General features: G+C 63.0%; 2 protein-coding genes. Both read right to left on the bottom strand.

Translation table 11 applies throughout. The annotated features are described in order from the left end of the window. Nucleotides 1-627, bottom strand: a 627-nt coding sequence (locus EN994_RS31465) for a peptidoglycan-binding protein (protein WP_164746415.1), incomplete at its 3' end; no start/stop codon positions are given. Continuing rightward, nucleotides 602-1,411, bottom strand: an 810-nt coding sequence (locus tag EN994_RS31460) for a HAMP domain-containing sensor histidine kinase (RefSeq protein WP_164746414.1), incomplete at its 5' end; no start/stop codon positions are given. The genes EN994_RS31460 and EN994_RS31465, both read right to left, overlap by 26 nt.

Raw genomic sequence — 1,411 nt, 5'->3', positions numbered from 1 at the left:
GATCTTGACGATGCGGGCATCGGGCGCTTGCGTCGCGGCATCCGCCTGCCCGGAATTTGTCTGTCCCGAACCTGTCTGCAAAGACACCGGAACGGCGGCCGGCATATCCGGGCGCGGCTGCGGTCTGGGCACGACGGAAGCTGTCTTCGGCGTCGCGCCCAGTTGATCGAGCAGAAGCGCGTCGATCTCGCCGGACGTGTTGAGCCCGACCTTCTGCTGATAGTCCTGGATGGCCTTGCGGGTGTTGGGTCCGGAAATGCCGTCGACCGTCCCGGAATAGAAATCGAGATCCTTCAATATGCCTTGCACCTGCTCGACAACCGGATCGCCCTTGATCGGTGCCGGCGCGCCGGATGGCCGCACGATGTTGAATGTCGTCTCCGGTTCGTCGGGCGTCGCGTGCGGAAAGCCCGCAATGCTGCGGGTCGCAAAAAATGCGCCGGCATGCGGGAAAGGTTGGTACCACAAGGCATTGGCCGAGACATAGAACAGCGTCACCAGGAACGCCGTCGAGCCGCCCACCAGGACAGGATTGCGCGAGATCATGCCGCCGACGGCGACAGCGCCGTCCTGAAAGGCATTGCTGCGGCGCTTGACCGCCTTAGCCGGTTTTGCGGAGCGAGCCATCTCTGTCCCCTTTCGCCATCGCCACAGGCATGGTCAGCACGCCGGTCTTCTCCGCCTGATGTCCCTTCGGTCCGTTCACCGGCAGGCTGATGGTCACCGTGGTGCCCTCGCCTGGCATGCTTTCGATGGACATCGTGCCCTCGTGCAGCGCCACCAGGCCCTTGACCAGTGAAAGGCCAAGACCAGTCCCCTCGAAACGGCGGGTATAGTCGTTCTGGATCTGCATGAAGGGCTTGCCGAGATTGGCGAAATCCTCCTCGGCGATGCCGATGCCGGTGTCCCTGACCCAGAAATGCAGGCGCGAACCGATCCGCTTGGCGCCGACGACGACGTCGCCGCCGTCGGGAGTGAACTTGATCGCGTTGGAGACCAGGTTGATGAGCATCTGCTGCACGGCGCGCTGATCGGCATTGATGTCGCCGGCGTCCGGCGCGATCTGCGCCTGCAGATCGATGTTCTTGGCCTGCGCCTGCAGTTGCATCATCGACTGGCACATATCGACCGCCTCCGCGAACCGGAACGGCTCGGGTTCGGTCGCATAGACGCCCGATTCAATCCTGGACACGTCGAGTATCGAGGTTACGACGGCGAGCAGATGCTGGCCCGAATCCCGTACCAAGCCGACATATTCTTTCTGGCGCGGATCCTTGAAGGCGCCGAACATCTCATGCAGCAGCATATCCGAGAAGCCGATAATGGCATTTAACGGCGTGCGCAGTTCGTGGCTGACCACCGCCAGGAAGCGTCCCTTCGCCACCTCGGCGGACGCGGCCGCCTCCTTGGC

It is taken from the genome of Mesorhizobium sp. M7A.F.Ca.CA.002.09.1.1, assembly GCF_003998555.1.
In the GTDB taxonomy this organism is placed as follows: Bacteria; Pseudomonadota; Alphaproteobacteria; order Rhizobiales; family Rhizobiaceae; genus Mesorhizobium; species Mesorhizobium ciceri.
Note: the sequence above shows the minus strand (reverse complement) of the source record. Positions and strands in the feature narration are given on the sequence as shown.